The organism is Bacteroides sp. K03 (genome assembly GCF_019734355.1).
Classification (GTDB): domain Bacteria; phylum Bacteroidota; class Bacteroidia; order Bacteroidales; family Bacteroidaceae; genus Bacteroides; species Bacteroides nordii.
The window spans coordinates 1-17,552 of record NZ_JAASHC010000013.1; the positions used below are offsets into that span (position 1 = coordinate 1).

At 41.4% G+C, this 17,552-nt stretch carries 9 protein-coding genes; 2 read left to right on the top strand and 7 right to left on the bottom strand.

The features are described 5' to 3' along the window. Nucleotides 1-91 precede the first annotated feature (91 nt). Genes HCG69_RS10965 through HCG69_RS10985 form a run of 5 tightly spaced genes read right to left on the bottom strand, consistent with a single transcriptional unit; the run spans nucleotide 92 to nucleotide 10,073 of the window. Entirely contained in the window at nucleotides 92-2,365 is a 2,274-nt protein-coding gene (locus tag HCG69_RS10965) for a glycoside hydrolase family 3 N-terminal domain-containing protein (protein WP_221650075.1), read from the bottom strand. A 36-nt stretch (nucleotides 2,366-2,401) separates the two neighbouring features. Beyond that, the gene (locus HCG69_RS10970; RefSeq protein WP_221650076.1) at nucleotides 2,402-3,628 is read right to left on the bottom strand and encodes a DUF4998 domain-containing protein; all 1,227 of its coding nucleotides are present in this window, start codon (nucleotides 3,626-3,628) and stop codon (nucleotides 2,402-2,404) included. A gap of 14 nt (nucleotides 3,629-3,642) precedes the next feature. Continuing rightward, on the bottom strand, nucleotides 3,643-4,851 hold the full coding sequence (locus HCG69_RS10975) for a DUF5000 domain-containing lipoprotein (protein WP_221650077.1): 1,209 nt from the start codon (nucleotides 4,849-4,851) through the stop codon (nucleotides 3,643-3,645). 31 nt (nucleotides 4,852-4,882) lie between these two features. Further along, nucleotides 4,883-6,859 carry a RagB/SusD family nutrient uptake outer membrane protein gene (locus tag HCG69_RS10980; RefSeq protein ID WP_221650078.1) on the bottom strand — a complete coding sequence of 659 codons (1,977 nt, stop codon included), beginning with the start codon at nucleotides 6,857-6,859 and terminating at the stop codon, nucleotides 4,883-4,885. A 19-nt stretch (nucleotides 6,860-6,878) separates the two neighbouring features. Next, nucleotides 6,879-10,073: a TonB-dependent receptor gene (locus tag HCG69_RS10985; protein ID WP_221650079.1), complete on the bottom strand. Its 3,195-nt coding sequence runs from the start codon at nucleotides 10,071-10,073 to the stop codon at nucleotides 6,879-6,881. Nucleotides 10,074-10,973: 900 nt separating this feature from the next. On the opposite strand from HCG69_RS10985, the gene rhuM reads away from it, so the two are divergent. Both rhuM and HCG69_RS10995 read left to right on the top strand, forming a co-directional pair. Further along, nucleotides 10,974-11,951 carry a virulence protein RhuM/Fic/DOC family protein gene (gene rhuM / locus HCG69_RS10990; RefSeq protein WP_221650080.1) on the top strand — a complete coding sequence of 326 codons (978 nt, stop codon included), beginning with the start codon at nucleotides 10,974-10,976 and terminating at the stop codon, nucleotides 11,949-11,951. Nucleotides 11,952-12,190: 239 nt separating this feature from the next. Continuing rightward, nucleotides 12,191-13,081 carry an AraC family transcriptional regulator gene (locus tag HCG69_RS10995; protein ID WP_221650081.1) on the top strand — a complete coding sequence of 297 codons (891 nt, stop codon included), beginning with the start codon at nucleotides 12,191-12,193 and terminating at the stop codon, nucleotides 13,079-13,081. Here HCG69_RS10995 and HCG69_RS11000 read toward each other — a convergent pair whose 3' ends face one another. Both HCG69_RS11000 and HCG69_RS11005 read right to left on the bottom strand, forming a co-directional pair. Next, complete coding sequence (locus HCG69_RS11000) at nucleotides 13,082-14,113, bottom strand: aldose epimerase family protein (RefSeq protein WP_221650082.1); 1,032 nt, start codon at nucleotides 14,111-14,113, stop codon at nucleotides 13,082-13,084. Nucleotides 14,114-14,207: 94 nt separating this feature from the next. Further along, a complete protein-coding gene (locus HCG69_RS11005) occupies nucleotides 14,208-17,543 on the bottom strand; it encodes a DUF5107 domain-containing protein (RefSeq protein WP_221650083.1) in 3,336 nt (1,111 codons plus the stop codon). Nucleotides 17,544-17,552 lie beyond the last annotated feature (9 nt).

Sequence of the window (17,552 nt, forward strand, 5' to 3'; positions counted from 1 at the left end):
ACAACGAGGAAATACTTTACTTGCCATATGAATTTTTATAATGTTAAAACGGTGTAAAGTAAATCTGTATTAAGTCACTCTGTAATCCCTTTTATTTCACCACAATGGTCTTATTGAAATGGATACGATCGGAAGAGCTACCAATCTGTATCTCAAATTCACCCGGTTCTACTATATGCTTCATACGGGCATCATAAAGAGCTAATTCCGAAATCGGCAGCTCCAACGTTACCGTTTCCTTTTTACCCGCTTTGACCGATACCTTTTTGAAAGCTTTCAGTTGTTTGACAGGGGTAGCAACCGAACTAATCTTATCACGAACATACAACTGAACAACCTCTTTCCCATCCCGTTTTCCGGTATTCTCAATCTCAATAGTAGCAGTCAACTTACCTCTGTCTGAGAAAATAGAATCACTTAAATTACAATCGGTATACTTAAATTCGGTATAACTCAAACCATAACCAAATTCCCATAGCGCATAAGGATGCTCAAAAATATAATGCCCTGCCGGTTCTTCGTAAGTACCCGGACGGTCAAATCGCTGTACACGGTCCGTAGGAAAATAATTATAAAAGCAAGGTGTATTTCCCGTACTGCGCGGAAACGATACATTTACACGTCCTGAAGGATTAACATTGCCAACCAGAATATCGGCCATAGAACGCCCTTGCTGCTCACCAGCATACCACTGTGTCAATACAGCATCCGCATTTTCTTTCGCCCAGGTCATCACCAGTGGTTTACCCGATATAAAAACAACCACCATCGGTTTGCCTGTTGCTTTTACAGCTTTCAATAGTTCCATTTGCTTACCAGGTAATTCTAAAGAAGACAAATCGAATCCTTCACCTGCCGTAGAATAACGTGGGCCACGTCCCAGGAAAGTACTACGGGTACCTACCGCCACAATAGCCAAATCACTTTGTTCTACAACTCTTACTGCATCCGCAATATTCTCCTCCTTCTGGCTCCACCAGTCACATCCATCTGCCTGTTGCAGTTTTACCTTATTCTTCATTACCTCTTTTAAACCCTGGTATAAAGTTACTCCCTCTTTCGTATCCGGAGTAGTCCATGCATAATCTCCGAAGATAGTCTGATTACTATTAGGCCCTATTACAGCAATCGATTTATATTTCGATAAATCAAGTGGTAAGATGTTATTCTTGTTTTCAAGCAAGATAGCACTCTCATCCGCGATCTCTTTTGCCAAAGCGATGTGTTCGGCAGAACGAACGACCTTTTTCACCTGTTTCGGATCACCGAAATAAGGACGGTCAAATAAACCTAAAGCAAACTTCACATACAAAACACGCCGTACAGCCTTATCAATATAGCTTTCATCTATAATGTTCTCTTTCACCTGTTGTTCCAGTGTTTCATAATCAGAATCCACGTCCAGATCAACACCTGCTATCAACGATAGACGGGCAGCTTCTTCACGGGTAGAGGCAGCATAATGAAAAGTCATCACCCGATCAACAGATCCCCAATCAGAATATACATATCCTTTAAATCCGAGTTCATCGCGCAAGACATCAGTCATATAATAAGGAGATGCTGAAACAGGAATACCATCATAGGCACTATAGCAGCTCATAATACAAAGCGGATCGGCTTCTTTAATAACGCGTGCAAAAGGATAAAGATGCATACTTCGGAATTCACGTTCACCTCCACTCACAAAGGCACAATTCAGCCCTCCTGTTGGTGTACCATGTGCTACAAAATGTTTCGGAGTACATGTAATACGATGTTTCTGATATCCCTTCACAAAACCAATCCCCATTTCAGCAATCAGATAAGGATCCTCGCCATAAGTCTCCTCCACCCTGCCCCAGCGCAGTTCTCGGGCAATATCAAACACAGGAGATAAAACCTGATGAATACCCATCGTTGCCGCTTCGGCACCTGCCGCCTCCGTCATGCGCTCTATCAATCCGGGGTTAAACGTGCTCCCTTGTGCAATAGCATGCGGAAACAAGGTAGAATTATTTTGTAAAATGCCCTGGATTCCTTCTACAGCTGTTAAAATTGGGATCCCCAACCGGGTTTTAGTCAGCATATAATTCTGTAACTCGTTATAGATTCGGGCACATTCTTCTGCTGTCTGCCCCATTTCATGAGTACATCCATAACTCTGTCCGCCAAAAACACGTTCTATCTCATCAATCCTGCCAACGGGTTTGTTCTGTAGTTGTAATACCTTCTCCTGCAAAGTCATACGCCGCAGTAGGTCTTCCACACGGTTTTCAATGGGGGCATCCGGATTCTTATACAATGGTTTATCATTGGTTCCCCATACAAAACCGGTAGTCCCGATACATACCCCTAAAACTATCAAAAAGCTCTTTTTCTTCATATTATTACTAATGTTCATTTAGATAAGCAAATAGCATCATTCAATGCCTCTTTCTATCGTATTTATTTTATGTATCTTATTCAGAGCAACACTATTTATACGAATATCGGCACTCTTTTCACCCATACTTGCAACCCATCCCAATTGAACGGTTGTCTCTTCATCCAATGTAAAACTCAATGTTTTTACTCCCGTGGTACGCCCCCAATTAAGGTAAGCCAAAGACAGTGCTTCAACCTGATCTACGTCTGGTATTTCACTGCCGGCAACCACTACCCCATATGGATTCAGATTATTGCCTTTCGAAGTATTCACATTGAATGAGAACTCGTATGTCCCGGCAGGCAGAGTTACTTCCTGCCATATTTTACCATTTTCGATGGCAGCGGCATAATTCATCGTAGATATATTTATAAATGTCTTACCGGCAGAAGCCTCATAAAAAGTACCGGTAGTACCATTATTCTGTGTCAACAGATTAGAGGTATACTTCCAGTCTTTCAGAATTCCACTTTTCTCTGTACTATCGTCACTCCGCATCACAGGGTCAGTGGCATTTTTCAATACGCTGGCCGTCAACGTTTCATCCGCTTCTACATTTGCCTCAATCTCAAAGATATCCACGGCTGTAACATCCGGCAGATAGTAAGTTTTCATCTTAAAACCACTCATCGACTTGTAGTCTTCCAGAATCGTTTCCTGCTCAGCTTGTTCTACTTCTACCATACGTTCCTGAGCATTAACATCCGTATACCAGATACGGACATAAGGTGAATGAGTATCAGCGGTAGCCCATTTTATCGTAGTAGCATTATTTTCACATTTCACAGACGAAATACCCCTGCTATATAATGTACTTTCATAAATAGTACCATAAGAAGAGCCAATGAGTGATTCCGGCACAGAAGCATGTCCGTTGTCATCAAAGGTCTGAACAACAAAATTATAAATCCCCTCCTTCAATGGGATATCGTAAGTAAATACCTCCGCTCCTTCTCCGCGCTGAACAGGCAGGTCAATTACTTCTTTTCCCATATTATAGGTAATACGTAACCGGGTAATTTTAGGGTCAATAAGAATACCGTAGAATTGTACACGCCCTTTTCCCGAACGCATTTGCATCCCCTCCGGCTTACCAATATACAGTATCTCCTTTCCATCCGTATACTTCAGATACTCATCCATCTGTGTACAAGAAGAAAAACTGCCAAGAAATAAGAACAAAGCCGCTATTGCCACTATATATTTAAACATCAATTTCATAATTCAAGCATTTATCAATTATTCGTTTCTGATTTATCATCTCCCCAGAAAGTAACCTCAGTAAATACCATATTAGAGTTACCGGTCCAGTTATCAATACATTTGATACGGATATAACGCACACGTGGCGCATCCAACGGAAAATCAGCATTATCACCTTCCCGCGCAGCCAGACGGTCATCCTCAGTCAGTTCACTTCCTGGCAAACCGGAAGGCTTCTCATTTTCAATATGAAGTAATTTTATCCAACTATCCCAGCTACCGGATTTATCCAGTTCTGCACATCCCCAGACCTCATACACTTTCGGAGAAACGTCGTTATAAAAGTGCTTGTCATCCTGTACAAACTTCAAGTTAAAACGACTCAACTTCGCCAGGACTCCAAGGTCAAAGGTAAACCAGGTAGGCCCGTTATGCTCTTCAATACCTGTATGGGCTCCTGTCTGTCCGTCACCATCGGCAGCCGCCCGTCCATCCCAGATATACTCCATCTTACTTTCATAGAAAGTACATGGAAAATCACCGGGCAGAATCACCTCTTTGAATTTTTTCTTATCAAGTTCGGCCTCGTATATCGGAGTGAGGGTTTCTTTCTTTACCTGTGACTTATTACCCCATTTATCCTGAAAATAAATTTCAAAATCACGGGATATATCCAGATAACCACGCACGGAGAATGTAGCTTTGGGCAGCCCTGTATAGAAAGTTTCTGCATTGACCATTTCATTATCCTCATTCGGAGTAGAAACATAAACTGTTAAGTCAGCTCTTGATGTATTTGCAAACGAAAAGGTCATACCCCCAAAGTCGGGTTGTACTTCCAGCGTTTCATAAGCCGCCTGTACAGGAGGGGTATCTGCAGAAACCTGTATATTCACCGGTACAGAATAATTCTCACTACGGTCCACGGCATATACATCCAATGAATAGGTATCCATATCTCCAAAACCTTCGACCAGCAATGTATTCGTGAAGTAAGAAGCCTTAAATTCATATTTCTTGCCTTCTTTATTTGTATAACTGGCCGCTACATAAAGTAAATCGGGATCTGAAGGCAATGTATATGTAAGAAGTACAGAACCCGGCATCTTGATATAAGTTACATCACGCACCGGTGCAGGTGCTTCGCTATCATTTTCCAAAGGCTTCACAAAGTCGGTCTGACAGCCGGCAAGGGCCATCAACATCCCCAACATAAGTATATATATTCTTATTGATTTCATATCTCTTTCTGTTTTTAATCAAATAAACGATTTATTGCCATCCCGGATTTTGTACCAGATTGGGATTGATCACCAATGACTTTTCTTTAATGGGCCAGAAGTAATCACGTGGTGCCACAAATTGCTGAGTATACATGGCGGTCAACTGATAATAAGTATCCACCGTTTTGCCACGAGGATTCCATGCCATCAGTGTTTTATTATATTCCTTATCAGCTATTTTCCAGCGGCGCACATCCCAAAAGCGTTGTCCTTCAAACATCAGCTCAATGGCACGTTCACGCTGAATAATCTCACGCAATCCCAACTGAGTTCTGAACTTATTCGACTTACGTGAATGTTGTTCCCAGGACTCTTTGACTCCGGAAAGACCTGCACGTGCTCTGATTTTATCCACATAGCTAATTGCCAATGTACGGGCAGCTTCAGAATCCGAAGCTTCATTAACAGCTTCTGCATAAAGCAGATAAAGATCGGCCAGGCGGAACTCCGGCCACGGATATTGTTCTGTATTCCATCCGCTTTCGGTATTCACGAATCCCAAGCTCACTAATTTCTTAGCCCAATACCCTGTTTTAGAATAGCCGTAAGCTCCCAAAATACCTTGTGCTTGTCCGGCACGTCCCTTCAGTTGCCAGATATCAGATGAATTCCCGGAAACACAGTTGTTTTGATACCACAAGCATCCGTCAAAACCAACATTTGCATAGTAACGGGGTTCCCGGTCAAAATTGGCACTTACCGTTTCATAATCCGGAATCAAATAAAACTCATTCGCTGTATTATTGGTATTCTTCTTTACCTTCAGACGGTTAGCATATTCCCATTCTTTATCTTCATCAATAGGTACACCATTTTTTGTATAGTACAATTCGGTAATGTACATTGTCGGATTTATTTTTTCAGATGCACCGTGCATATTCGACGGATACTTACCCACACGTGACATACAAGACTGCTGTAAACCACCTGTCAGGCGACCGGACAGTCCCCAGATCAACTCATCATTCCACTTTTCTGTCACACACTCACGTAAACTTAACTCACGTTTCAGTTTAGCACTGAATACCAGATTCGTATGTGTTTCATGCAATACAATGTCCGGACTTATTCCACCTTCACCCTGCTCACACATTTCAATGGCCTGTTCGCAAGCTTCCTGGGCATCGACCCATTTCTGTACACTATACTCGCTATTAAATAAATGCTCACCGTCTTTATCCACAAAATCAGCATAATCCGGGTTACCATTAAACAACGGGCTGGCAGCCATTACCAGCAATTTAGCTTTCAGCATCAAGGCTGCCGGGCGAGTTATGCGTCCCAGTTCTGTTGCCTGATCATCTATCTTCACAGGTAAATCTATCTTTGCCTCATCAAGCAAATCAGAGATATAAGAGACTACTTTATCAACCGGGGCACGTTTCAGCCGTACTTCTTCCGGAGTAGCAGAGATTGGCAGATTTTCATCTGCTATCACAATCGGACCATACATACGCAACAGTAAATAATGGTAATAGGCTTTCAGGAACTTCACTTCTGCCAACCACCTCTTCCTCATCGAAGGGGCAAGATCGCCTACATAATCCGTATCAGACACATAAGTCAGAAATGTATTACAATCACGAAGCCCTTCATACAGACTATGAGCCGCACCATTACCTCCATCCCAATAATTAAGATAAGGATCATTCACATTCTGATATCCCAACCCGATACGCCAGGTAGCATAATCATCGCCACTCTGAATAGGATAGAAAGTAGCTAATTCATCACCACCCATCAAACCAACATTTGCCCGTTCACTATGATACTCCGGAATATAAGAATAGCAGGTAAACAAATACTTCTCGGCTTCATTACGGTTACTGAAAGAGTGTTCAATAGTACCTACATTATCGGGCACAACATCCAGATAATCGCCACAAGCACTCAACATCCACATTCCACTGGCACACAAAGAGATACAAGCCAGGTTTCTTAGTTTATTTTTCAAATTATATTTCATAGCTTTTCGTCTCCTCTATTTAAAAAGTTAATTGGACACCCAGGTTAATAACCCGCTGAATAGGATAACCTAATCCGTTACCTCCCATCTCAATATCCCACATATGGAATCCGCTGAGCACAAACAGGTTATTACCACTACAATAAATACGCGCAGAATTTATATAAGCCTTCTTTGTCAATGTTTCCGGGAAGGTATATCCAACTTCCAGTGTCTTCATACGCAGAAAAGCTCCGTTACGCATAAACCAGGTACTCTTTTGAATATTATTCTCCATACGAGTACTGCTCAGACGTGGCCACAAAGCGTAGATATTACGATTGGTTTCTGTCCAATGATTATCAGCATAGGCCTTTAACAAAGGAATGTCTTTCCACATTGATACATTATCCCAGTTAGTGTCTTCATATACATGTACAAACGGAGAAGTGTTTTTAGCATCCAACCAGAAAGTAGAACGGGCAGATCCCTGGAAGAAAGCCGAAACATCAAAACGTGCACTGCCAAAAGAGAAGCCAAAGCCATAAATAATTTCCGGAACTGTCGGGAAGCCAATAGGTACCTGGTCAAGTTCAGTAATCTGTCCATCACCATTTACATCACGATATTTAATATCACCGGCTCCATATTCGCCAAATGTCTGCTTCGGAGAGTTAGCCACATCGGCCTCATCGATAAACAGGCGTTCTGCAATATAACCATATTCCTGTTTCAGAGACTGTCCTACGTGGAGTTTATACTTTTCGTTGTATTCCGGTTCTTCATATTTCAGGAACTCACTATGAGCATACGTAAAGTTACCATGTAATTGCAACCACATCCCCTTTCGGAACACCTTGTTATAATCCACAGACAAATCTAATCCTTTCGCTTTCGCCTCACCCACATTGGCACGTACCTTTGCCGAAAGTCCCATAGTAGAAGGAATAGATTCGCGGTCCATCAGGATATTGGTACGATGTTCGGTAAAATAATCCACCTGCACATTCAGACCGTCAAACAACGACAGTTCAAGACCATAGTTAGACTTATAAGCCTTTTCCCAGGTAATATCCCGGTTATCATAACGCCTTACTGTTACTCCGTTCTTAGTATAATTAAAGTCCGTACCAAAACCATAACTCTTACCACTATCATTTGCATCTACCTCAGACAGATAGAAGAAACGGTCATTTTCGTCACCAATAGCATCATTTCCTACCAGACCGTAGGTGTATTTCAATTTAAACTTCGGAAGCACCTTCTTCAACGGTTCCCAAAACTTCTCATTGGAAATATCATAACCTATACCGATGGCAGGAAAGAAGCCATAGCGTTCAGAACGATAAAAACGTTCGGAACCATTATAACCGAAGTTAAATTCAGCCATATACCGATTATTAAAAGCATAGGTAAAACGACCGGACAATCCCTGATTACGATAGGGCAAAGATTTTTGCAGATTATCTTTTTGTGAGTCATCTTTAATATTCGATACTCTTTTTTCACGACGCTGATATACCAGCAAACCGCTTACATCATGTTCCCCAAAAGAACGGTTATAAGACATCGCAGCCTCCATATATACAGTAGACTGTACATCCGTCCAGGAACCGGTAGACTCCAGGTATTCCGTCGGATTTGAATCCTCATTCAATTGCATGATAGAATACGAGCCCCCTTTGTCATAAGAGCTTACATTATAAAAGTAAGGACTCGATGCACGACCTACTTCAAAATAAGCATAACGGGACGTATTGAATAAGCCACGTACATTCAGTCCCTTGGTGATAAATGACAAATCCTGCTTCAGTTCAAATTGTGCATCCATTGTCGATTTAGAATAATCCTTATATCCTCTGGTCAATTCCGCATAAGGATTCGTATATTCCACATTATTATTATACAATGCGTTACCATACAGCACATGTTTAGCAGAAGGAAGATCGGAAGCAGGGTAATAAGCCGGGAACAATACCGGATTGGAAACCATAATCTTCTTATACATCGTATCTCCTCCATCAAGCGGTCCGGTATAATCATCAAATGTACCTGCCAACCGGACAATTGCTTCGGTCGTTTTCGTCAGATTAATATTTACATTCGATCTCAGCTGGTAAGTGCTCAGATCAATGTTATTTTTATAACCGGCATACTTATCATTTTTCAGATTACCATTATCTTTCGAAAAAGTGGCAGCAATATAATAACGAGCCACTTTACCACCACCGCTCACACTCAGGTTAGCGCGCTGGTTTGCTACCAACGGATTGGTCATCAGCTTACGCCAGTCATTAGCCGGATACAGATACGGATTCTTACCGGCAATTGTATTGGCTATTTTCTCACGTGAATAGGCCAAAGGAGCCAACGGATTGCGTGTTGTTACCGCCTCATTCGCCATTTGCATATAAGTAATAGGATCTGCCAGCTCTATATTCGATGTATTGGAAGAGAAGGAATTCTCTACACGCAGACTGACCTTAGCCGGACCTTCCTTACCTTCTTTTGTCTGTACCTGAATAACGCCATTGGCACCACGTGCACCATATAAAGCCGTAGCAGTAGCATCTTTCAGGATAGAAAAGGCAGCTATATCATCCGGCTGCAAACGTGCCAGTTCAGTAGAGGTCGTTTCAATACCATCAATCAAAATCAACGGATCTTTCTTATAGCCGAAAGTTGTCACACCACGGATAAAAAAGTCAGCATTATCCTGCCCCGGTTCACCACTGCGCTGATAAGCAATCAAACCGGACATACGCCCCGCCAGTGCAGTAGTAAGGTTACTGGAAGGTACCTTTAAAGCCGCAGGTTTTACCGTCTGGATAGAGCTAACCATACTCTCTTTTTTCTGCGTACCAAATGCTACCACTACTACTTCATCAATACTGACAGCATCTTCTTTCATTTCCACATCAATACGTTTCTGATTTCTTACTACAATTTCCTGTGTCTGCATTCCTAAGAAAGAAAACACCAATGTAGATCCGGCAGGCACATTAGACAGTGTATATTCACCATCCAGGTCAGTAGTTACCCCGTTGGTCGTACCTTTTACTACTACGGTTACAGCAGGTAGCGGTTCACCCAATTCATCTTTAACTACTCCCTTCACCACTCTGTTATCGAGTACTTCAGCATAGCCCGATACACTACAGGAAAACAGCAACAAGGCCAAAATGAACTTAAATACTTTCCGGAAAGAAAGCTTCTCAAACATGTGTTTTTCCATACATAATTATTTTAAATCATCACTTAATTTCATTACAAGATTATACACTCATAAGAATAATGTTTATCATATGCAAAGGAAGCTTAAAAAAGGACAGTAATCAATAGACAAAAACATCATGGATATGGAGAATCTTACCCAAAGGAAAAGCCAATCAGCCTCTCCCCCTTGCAGCATGAATTTATCCTCCGGAGATTTTGTACAAAAGTCATTAAAACAAGGAATAAACAAACATTTTACACGAATATCGTTTGTTTTAATAACAAGAACTTTTAGAATCCTGCTACAACCAGAAGAAAAACTGCATAAAAAGCCGCAATAACATGCAACAGGAACTGCATATTATCACTTTATCCGGATATAAATGCATTTATTCCGGCACATTAGTTACGGTTTCATTACTTCAAAAGCTCCGAGACTCTACGAGGAACGATGCGAATGTCGTAGAGAAACGATAAGAGTGTCGTAGAGAAACATCTGAATCTCTACCGGACTACCTATTTTTTCGCTAGTTGCTCCCCGGAACAGAGCTATCCAAAAAATAGAATAAAGAGCAAGATAGATAATATTTGGGAACAAACTGCATAGTAAATACAAAACAAGGGTACAAAATAAATCCAATCAGCATCAAACCCTAACAATCTGAAAACTCCAACTCCCCAATAAAGACAATTCCGGACACCTTTGCTGCCGCTCTCCACAAACAAACGAATTCTTGGAGCTCAGGAATATCACTTTGACAGTCTGACTTTTTGATACATACACCACATTTATATTACGTCGGTTCATTGGCACATCTGTGATGAATCAAATCTATGCCGGTCAACTAAAATCTTAGGAGGAGTCAGTCACTATTATAACTATTTTTCTGTAAGTTTACATCTCAGCAATTTATATGTTATGAACACAGGAGAAATCATATTATATACAACCTCGGACGGGACAACTGCTCTGGATGTTAGACTTGAACAAGAAACTATTTGGTTAACTCAAAAGCAGATAGCGGAGCTATTTGGTACAAAGCGTCCAGCAATAACCAAACACCTCAAAAACATATTCTCGTCAGGCGAGCTTGACGAAAATAGCACATGTTCCATTTTGGAACATATGGGTAATGACGGGAAACAACACTATCGAACAACTTATTATAACCTCGACGCTATTTTATCAATAGGTTATCGTGTAAACTCTAAAAATGCAACCCGGTTCCGTATCTGGGCAAATAAGGTACTCAAAGAGTATTTAATAAAAGGATATGCCGTCAAAGAGAATATTAAGTTGGATCAGTACGAAGATTTAAAGCAAACCATCAAAGTGCTTGCAAATGTACTCGACCACAAAACATTGGAATATTCCGAAGCAACGGGCTTATTGAGAGTGGTTACGGATTATGCATACGCACTTGATACGCTTGATAGATACGATTATCAACAGCTGGAAATTGAAAAGACTACTAACACGGAACAATTCAGAGCCACCTACGATAACGCGATGGCTGCGATTGATGAATTGCGAGAAAAATTTGGCGGAAGTTCACTCTTTGGCAACGAAAAGGATCAATCGTTCAAAGGTTCCATTGGTGCGATATATCAAACTTTTGGCCAGCAGGATCTCTATCCAAGCATCGAAGAGAAGGTAGCCATATTGCTCTATCTGGTTACCAAGAACCACTCATTCAGTGATGGCAACAAACGGATTGCCGCATTTCTATTTCTTTGGTTTATGGAACGAAATGGTATTCTGTACAATACCGACGGAAGTAAACGAATTGGAAACAACACCCTTGTTGCTCTTACACTGATGATTGCCGAAAGCCGTACAGAAGAGATGGAAACGATGGTAAAAGTAATTGTAAATCTGATTAATAAAAACAATTAATAAATTAGAGTATCCAGTTCGATGTTACAATTTTCAGCTTGCTTTTCTCTGCATTCTCTGAATTTCCGACTCTTAGTAAAGAACTTTGCTACCCAACGATATAAGCAATCTGCCCGTTGGTCATTCAATGCCATTTTCCCCCTTTTTATTCGTTTATTCCAGAGATTTTTTTGTAACTTTGGGTGCTGAGAGCATAAGCCGCTTCATTCAGATTTATAAAATCCAATACCTGACAAAACATGCCACGAATTAAAGAAGGATTCAAAGGAGAACGTGCTATTGTATTGCCGGATTTCCTGATCGAAGAGCTAAAACGGGACCCTTTGGGCCGGGAACTCCATATCACTGATATTGGTTATTATCCGCATGCCAGTTTTCATTATCGTGAGCGAAGTGCCGAAGAAGTGAATGAGTTTGTTCTTATTTACTGTGTAGAAGGAGAAGGCTGGTTTGAGTTGGACCATCAACGATACAAAATTATCTCTAATCAATTTTTTATTCTTCCCAAACACCAAGCTCATGCTTATGGCAGTAATGCTACTAATCCATGGACAATCTATTGGATACATTTTGACGGGGATAAAGCAGCATTTTTTAGTGCAGGCTTTGACCGTCCACGTAATATTACTCCCGAAGCACACTCCCGGATCAAAGAACGACTGACACTTTTTGAAGAAATTTATTCTTCCATCAGTTCCGGATACAACAAGAATTATATGCTGTACGCCACCACCAGCCTGTTTCATTTTCTGGGTTCCATGAAATTTATCGGAGAATATCGCGACTGCGGTTCTATGAACAACTCACGTAAAGACGTAGTACAGCTTGCCATCCATTATATGAAAGAAAACCTGAATAAGAAAATCCGTCTTACGGATATTGCCCGCGAAGTGAAGCTGTCTGCCTCTTACTTTTCGAACCTGTTTGAAGAAAAAACCGGATCTTCACCTTTGCGATACCTGAACTATCTTAGAATACAGGAGGCATGCCATTACCTGGACTTCACTGATATGAAAATCAGTCAGATAAGTCCGTTAGTAGGTTATGAAGATTCTCTTTATTTTTCCCGGTTGTTTACCAAAACAATGGGGATTCCACCTTCGGAGTATAAAGCTAAGAAAAAGGGATAGTTATGAATACACTTCCCGGTCATCTATATCAAATTTATATATAGTTCGCTGATTATACGCTCGTCCCGAGGGCAACAAACAAGAGGGAAAATGAGAGTGTGAAGGTGTATCGGGAAAAAACTGAGTTTCCAGGCATACCGCTGTATCGGGAAGTTTATAATAACCTGCCGTGTAGAGCAGTACTCCGGGTAAATCAGTTGTTACAGTCAAACGCCGTTTAGATACGGGTTCGCAGAGACAGGCAGCTTGCAGCATATCGCAAGAAGGATGTTCCTTTAATACATAACAATGATTATATCCTCTATTATTGTGTAATTGCCGGTTATCGGCATAAAGTTCCTGCCCTATCTGTTTACAATGTGTAAAATCAAAAGGAGTATTTGTCACTGGTATTATTTTACCTGTAGGAATAAACGCGGGTGTTGTATCCAGTATTCTCCCGGCAGGAATAGTCAAAAGATGCGAAGTAACCTTCTCCCTTGTACCACTAAGATTAAAATAAGCATGATTTGTCATATTCAGATAAGTAGTCTTATCTGATTTCCCGAAATAGCTAACTGTCAGTTCATTGCACTCATTCCAGCAATAATCTACCACCACATCAAGGTTTCCGGGATAACCGCCTTCACCATCGGGTGACGTGAGCATAAAACGAACTCCATTGGGTAATTCCTCCCACTGCCACAGTTTCTGATCGAATCCGGTGGTCCCTCCGTGATTGGTATTACACCCATCATTTGTTTCCAGCTGATAAGTAATATCATCTATAACAAATGAAGCATTTGCTATCCGGTTGGCAAAACGTCCTATCGTAGCCCCCATATAATAAGTATCAGACAAATACTCTTCCAGAGTATCATAACCTACTATCACATTGGTCAGATGTCCGTTAATATCAGGTACTGCTGCTGTTATCCATCTGGCCCCCCAATTCGTAAACTCAACATAAGCTCCGGCCCCATTGACCACTTTAAATAAAAAAACAGGTTCACCTGTCGCCGTATAAGCTGCTATTTCATGCGTTACTTTCATAAACAAAATATTAAAAAAGAATGGAGAGAAGAGAAGTATTATGCAGCGTGATAGCGCAGCCCACTTCTCCCTTCTCAATTCTCCCTTCTCCCTTCTAAATAAGGCCTCTATGACTCTGCCCTCCCTGGTGGTTAATATCCAGTTCTATGACTTTATCCAGAAATTTAATTGCTTTGGATGTTTCATTCAATCCTAAATAACCCAATCCCATCACATAATTACAATGAATACGATTGCGCTTGTTCAAATCATCTTCCCAGATAGCCAGATCCGGCAACGAAACAGCAAAGTAATCTATGCGACACGTATCAAAAAGGTGTTTTTCACCATGCTTAATCAACTTATTAAAACAACTACGCGCTTTATCTTCATCACCTAATGCTCGCCATGCCAATCCCTGATAGAATATTTTATCCGGCTGCTGATCATTATAATAAAATGCCTGTTGTGGTTCCGGGGAGCCAATCGTTGCTTTCTCAAAACAAGCTTTGGCGTTCTCCTCATCACCCAGTCCCCGATAAGCTTCACCTTTATAATACCAGATATCATTTTCTTCAGCATTTGCCAGCTTACCTTCTCCCAGATTATAAGGATAGTTTTCAGTCTCTTTCAGCAGAGCCAATGCATCTGCATAACGCTGTTCACGCAAAGCTATTCTGGCAAGTTCTACCCGGCAAAGTACATATTGTCCCGTAATTTTTCCTTCTCCCCCTTCCCAAGGATGGAATTTACGACTTTCTATCAATGCTTTAGCCTCAGCATAACGTCCCAGTTGATTGTAAAGAGTGATGCGTTCAATAGATAAATCATCCCTTTCTTCTGTTTCAGGCAAATGAGCCTCCAGAAATGCAAGACGCTGTTCGTGCGAGTATCCCAAACGTTTATATAACTGGTCCAGTTCCATCAGAATGCGCGAATCGTGTTCATCCAACTGAAATGCTTTTTCCAAAGCGTCCAGTGCTTTTGCTTTATCATTCTGTTTATTATAATAGGCCAATGACAGATTACGCCACACTGTAGGAAAGTCCGGAGCAATAGCGACAGAAGTCTCCCAGCAACTAATGGCGTTCTCATACTGCCGGGCAGCATACCAGAAGTTTCCTAAGCTATAGGCTGCCTTAGCTCCCTGAGTATTCAAAGCCAATGCATTTTGCAAAATCACCACTTCCTCGATACGGTTCGGGAAGCAATAAGAATGATCAGCTTGTTCTGCTTTCCGATAGCAATCCAATGCTTTGTTGTTATCTCCCTGACAAGCATAGAAATAGCCAAGAGCATAGTGAATCATAGGATATACCTTGCCGGATCCAGCAACATAACTTTGCAAAAACAAGATGGCTTCTTCATACAAGCCTGCCCCTGCAAAATCAAGCGCATATTCAATATAAGCATGCTCCCACTGTCGCATCAGTTCCTTCATTTCCACCAGTGAGTTCTCGTCTTTAGTCAACAGATAATACTCAAAACGGCATCCCATATTGAAACGGTCTATCTTCAAAGACTCCTCTATCAGGCTTAAAGCCTCCTCCTTACGGTTCAGCTTACGCAGAATCGAAGCTTTCAGCTGACGTGCTTTATGATTATGCCAGTTACGGATAAGAGAACGGTCTACTTTATCCAAAGCACTCTCATATTTACCCTTTGCCGTATCTATTTGTGCAAGTCCATAATAGGCAGCATCCTGCCAGGCGGCATTCCATGCCGATTTGAAAAATGCATCATAAGCTTCGTCTGCTTTACCCTGCATCTTACAACTCCAGCCCAGGTTATAGGATGGTTCTCCATCATACGGATTCGGATTACGTTCTGTCAAAGTAGCTACAGCCGTACGGAAATACGCTTCAGCTGCGGCAAACTGCCCTTTACGCATTAACAGCAAACCAATAGCGTTATTGCAACGCACATTACCCGGTTCACGACGCAGAGCTTCCTGATAGTAATCCATTGGATTATAAGTGGCATGGCGATATTGTTCCAAATGAAGTCCGGTCAGGAACAACTGTTCGATAGAAGCAATATCTTTAGGATCTTTCGCTGCTTTGGCAGGGTCGGGTACCGGTTTTATTTCCGGTTTATCAGCCTGATAAGTAAGCATTACTTTTCCCTCGCAGTCTCTGATTTCTATCCGGATATCTTCTTCCTTTAATCCTATTGCCGGGAAAGTAACAGTAAACGGATCTGCCGGAGAAATCTGAATTATCTTATCCAATAATATCTTACCTTGAATATCCTTTGCCAACAGATGTACATCTTTATTCACTCCTGTGGTATAAAGTACCAGATGAGCATTATCCTCTTTTAGCTCTACATTCAACAGAACATCTTTGGTAGCATTCTTCACATAGCCCACTTCACTGTAAGGCATGAAATACTGTACCCACGATTTTTCTTCATAAGGTTGCAACCATGAGAAGTCCGGCTGATTATCCGTATACATTCCTGTCATCAGTTCAATATAAGGGCCGTCCTCATCAGTCAGGTTCCTGTCCCAAGCCTTGCCAAAATCCCCATTTCCCCAGGTCCATTGTTTCTTACCCGGAGACACATGATGATCGGCTACATGCAACAAACCACCCTGGACATCAGCCTCATAACCACCCACAAAATCATATTTCGACTGAATAGCCATATAAGAAGTAGGAACGGGAATATTCTTGTATTTTGAAATATCCACTCCCGCTGAGTAGTCTTGCTTATAATAAACTCCGGTAGCTATAGGAAAGGACGACACATCGCGCTTGCCATGATCAAACACCGCATTTACATCGGGTGGGAATACCGAATGATAGTGATCATTCACCACCACAGCCGGGTTAGCCCACCACAAAAATGTCTGAGGGAAAGCTGTACGATTGTAAATCTTCACATTGATTTCAATATACGCCTTACCCGGATAGAGGGTAAAGCCCTGCATCCCTTTGGTACGGAACATGCGTTCCACTTCGTTACACCAGATTGTCTTACTACCGTCCGCATTCTCTTCTATAGAAAAATCAGTAGGAAGAAAAGTGGAGGGACGATGGTGCTGAGGCCAGTTAAATTCAATCCCACCCGAAATCCATGGACCGGTAAGCCCCACCAAAGCAGGCTTCACCACCTGATTGTAATACACAAAATGGCGTTGTTTCACTTTATCATAAGCCATGTGTATACGTCCACCCAGTTCCGGCAATATCATAACCTTGATATACTCATTCTCTATAAAAAGAGCATGATACTTCTTATCAACTTTATTATCGGATATTTTTTCTACTACAGGATAAGGGTATACAGAGCCACTACTACCTTGATATACTCGCTTCTCCAAGAAAATGGGATTCTTTTCTTCCTTTCCTATTTCATAGGTAGGGAGCAAAATATCTTCTTCCCAGGCACGTACCTCACTGGTATGTACCGTACTTTGAATTAAATATTGGGTTATTTTTTCCATATTATATAA